At 72.0% G+C, this 3,531-nt stretch carries 3 protein-coding genes and 1 pseudogene; 2 read left to right on the top strand and 2 right to left on the bottom strand.

All coding sequences use genetic code 11. The features are described from left to right. Nucleotides 1-437 (bottom strand): annotated as a pseudogene (locus tag QQM72_RS40610) (hypothetical protein); the annotation flags it as partial. A gap of 309 nt (nt 438-746) precedes the next feature. Here QQM72_RS40610 and purN point away from each other — a divergent pair. Together purN and purH are read left to right on the top strand one after the other, a co-directional pair. Further along, complete coding sequence (gene purN, locus QQM72_RS40615) at nt 747-1,376, top strand: phosphoribosylglycinamide formyltransferase (RefSeq protein ID WP_314225828.1); 630 nt, start codon at nt 747-749, stop codon at nt 1,374-1,376. Beyond that, a complete protein-coding gene (purH, locus tag QQM72_RS40620) occupies nt 1,373-2,956 on the top strand; it encodes a bifunctional phosphoribosylaminoimidazolecarboxamide formyltransferase/IMP cyclohydrolase (RefSeq protein WP_314225829.1) in 1,584 nt (527 codons plus the stop codon). Before purN ends, purH begins: the two co-directional genes overlap by 4 nt. Nucleotides 2,957-3,063: 107 nt before the next feature. On the opposite strand, the gene QQM72_RS40625 is transcribed toward purH, so the two are convergent. Next, a partial coding sequence (locus QQM72_RS40625) for an RDD family protein (protein WP_314225830.1) occupies nt 3,064-3,531 on the bottom strand: 468 nt, incomplete at its 5' end.

Here is a 3,531-nt window from a genome sequence, read left to right on the forward strand (position 1 = left end):
AAGAGCGCGAAGAAGAAGGCCCACATCCCGCAGAGCAGGGCGTAGCGCGCGTGGCGCTGGGCGGGGTCGGTGGGGTCCCAGCGCTTGGCTGGGTCGGTGCCGGGGCCGCCGCCCTCGGGGGTGCCGCCGGGGCGCTCGCCGAAGCCGCCGGGGGAGCGGCCGGGCTGCTGGTCGCTCCACTGGCCGCCCCACGGGGTGCGCCCGCCCTCGGGGGCGCCGCCTGCCGGGCGCCGGGGCTGCCAGGGACGGTCCGGGGTGCCCTCGGGGGGCGGCGCGAAGGGGTTGTCGTCCTCGGGGGGCGGGTTGTCGCCCGAGTTGTCGCCCGAGGGGGCGTCGGGGGGAGAGGTTGGGCGCTCTCGCAGCAGCACGGCGCCGCGCTCCCCTCCCTGCCGTGACTGCGGGGGGAGCGTGAGGAGTCGCAGACTGCGGTCCGGCATCAAGTGGGCGTCTTCCCCTAGTGATCGGCTAGTGATCGGCTTTGGCTGATAAGGAACGGTTTTGGGCTGGTACTGCCTAGCTGGGCCGTCACTTGCAGAACGCACCGCGTTGCCACCGCGTTCCCGAGCCCGCTCGCCCCAGACGCTACCTTCCGGCCACGCCCCCGTCCCGCGGGGGCCGTCCGGTGTGCCGGTATCGTTGCTGACGGTCGGCCGCTTCGTAGACTTCCCCGTATCCCGGGGCGCGAAGCATTCGTACGAAGGTATAAACCGGCCGTGCAAACGCTTCCCCGAGAAAGGGCCCCCATCGTGGCCGCCAAGCCCGTGGCCAAGCGCCTCGTCGTGCTGGTCTCCGGATCCGGTACGAACCTCCAGGCTCTCCTCGACGCCATCGCGGCCACCGGCGTCGATGCCTACGGCGCCGAGATCGTGGCCGTCGGAGCCGACCGGGAGGGCGTCGAGGGGCTCGCCCGCGCCGAGCGCGCCGGGATTCCCACCTTCGTGCGGAAGGTCGGGGAGTTCGGGAGCCGGGAGGAGTGGGACGCCGCGCTCGCCGAGGCGGTGGCCGCCCACGAGCCGGACCTCGTCGTCTCCGCCGGGTTCATGAAGATCGTGGGGAAGGAATTCCTGGCGCGGTTCGGGGGGCGGTTCGTCAACACGCACCCGGCCCTGCTGCCCAGCTTTCCCGGTGCCCACGGTGTGCGGGACGCGCTCGCGTACGGCGCCCGGGTCACCGGCTGCACCGTCCACTTCGTCGACGACGGCGTCGACACCGGACCGATCATCGCCCAGGGCGTGGTCGAGGTCCGGGACGAGGACGACGAGAGCGCTCTGCACGAGCGCATCAAGGAAGTCGAGCGAAGGCTGCTCGTCGAGGTCGTGGGGCGGCTCGCCCGCAACGGCTATCGCATTGAGGGACGAAAGGTAGTTATCCAGTGACCGCCGACAGCACTGTCACGGCAGAGAGCAGCAAGCGGGGCATCCGTCGCGCGCTCGTCAGCGTCTACGACAAGACCGGTCTGGAAGAGCTCGCGCGCGGGCTGCACGAGAGCGGCGTCGAGCTTGTCTCCACCGGTTCCACCGCCTCCCGTATCGCCGCCGCCGGCGTCCCCGTCACCAAGGTCGAGGAGCTCACCGGCTTCCCCGAGTGCCTGGACGGCCGGGTCAAGACCCTGCACCCCAAGGTGCACGCCGGCATCCTCGCCGACCTGCGACTCGACAGCCACCGGCAGCAGCTGGACGAGCTGGGCGTCGCGCCGTTCGACCTCGTCGTCGTGAACCTCTACCCCTTCCGGGAGACCGTCGCCTCGGGCGCCTCCGAGGACGAGTGCGTCGAGCAGATCGACATCGGCGGGCCGTCCATGGTGCGCGCCGCCGCGAAGAACCACCCGTCGGTGGCCGTGGTCACCAGCCCGGCGCGGTACGCCGACGTCCTCTCGGCCGTGCGGTCCGGCGGCTTCGACCTGGCCGCCCGCAAGCGGCTCGCCGCCGAGGCCTTCCAGCACACCGCCGCCTACGACGTGGCGGTCGCCTCCTGGTTCGCGTCCTCCTACGCGCCCGTGGACGAGTCGCGGTTCCCCGACTTCCTCGGCGCCACCTGGGAGCGCAAGAGCACCCTGCGCTACGGCGAGAACCCGCACCAGCCCGCCGCGCTCTACGTGGACGGCAGCGGTGGCGGTCTCGCCGAGGCCGAGCAGCTGCACGGCAAGGAGATGTCCTACAACAACTACACGGACACGGACGCCGCGCACCGTGCCGCGTACGACCACGCCGAGCCGGCCGTCGCGATCATCAAGCACGCCAACCCGTGCGGGATCGCCGTCGGCGCGGACGTCGCCGAGGCGCACCGCAAGGCGCACGCCTGTGACCCGCTGTCGGCCTTCGGCGGCGTCATCGCCGTCAACCGGCCGGTCAGCAAGGAGCTGGCGGAGCAGGTCGCCGAGATCTTCACCGAGGTCATCGTCGCGCCCGACTACGAGGAGGGGGCGCTCGAGGCCCTCACCAAGAAGAAGAACATCCGGGTGCTCAGGGCGCCGCAGGGCCCCGCGGGCGCCGTCGAGCTCAAGCCCGTCGGCGGCGGCGCGCTGCTCCAGGTCACCGACCGGCTCCAGGCCGACGGCGACGACCCGGCGAACTGGACCCTGGCGACCGGCGAGGCGCTCGGCGCGTCCGAGCTCGCCGACCTGGCGTTCGCCTGGCGGGCCTGCCGGGCCGTCAAGTCCAACGCCATCCTGCTCGCCAAGGACGGCGCCTCGGTCGGCGTCGGTATGGGGCAGGTCAACCGGGTCGACTCGGCGAAGCTGGCCGTCGAGCGGGCCGGTGAGGAGCGGGCGCGCGGGTCGTACGCCGCCTCCGACGCGTTCTTCCCCTTCCCGGACGGGCTGGAGGTCCTGGTCGAGGCGGGCGTCAAGGCCGTGGTGCAGCCCGGTGGTTCGGTCCGCGACGAGCTCGTCGTCGAGGCCGCGAAGAAGGCGGGCGTGACGATGTACCTCACGGGGACGCGTCACTTCTTCCACTGATCTTCCCTGATCGACGCGGCGGCCCCGGTCGCCTCTCCTGGAGTCAGGAGGGGGACCGGGGCCGACGTGCGTTCATCCGCGGCGCGGCGCGTGCGTCAGGGCATGCGTCAGTGCGTGCGGATCACTATCGAGCTGCACACCTTGTCGGCGAACGTCTGCCTCTTGGCGTCCCAGGCCGGCCACAGCCAGCCCAGGTAGCACGCCAGGCTGTCCAGGAAGTGGGCCAGGCGGCGGACGAACGCCATGCCGACACCGAGGGGCTGCCCGTCGATCTCCCGCACCAGGCGGATGCCCAGCGCCTTCTTGCCGACCGTCTGGCCGGTGCGGCCCTCCTGGATCAGCTGCCAGATCGCGAGGCCGAGCAGGGCGACGGCGCCGATGGCCATCAGCGCCGGAGTGTCCTTGCCGATGATGACGAGGGCGTAGGGCACCGCGAACACCAGCATGTCGACCAGGGTGCCCAGGAACCGCTGGCCCCAGTTCGCGTACGGCGGCTGACCGCCGTAGCCGGGCTGCTGCGGGTAGCCGTAACCCTGCTGCGGGTATCCGGGGTGCTGCGGGTAGCCGGGCTGCTG

Origin of the sequence: Streptomyces zaehneri, assembly GCF_032248645.1 — a bacterium.
Taxonomy (GTDB): domain Bacteria; phylum Actinomycetota; class Actinomycetes; order Streptomycetales; family Streptomycetaceae; genus Streptomyces; species Streptomyces coriariae.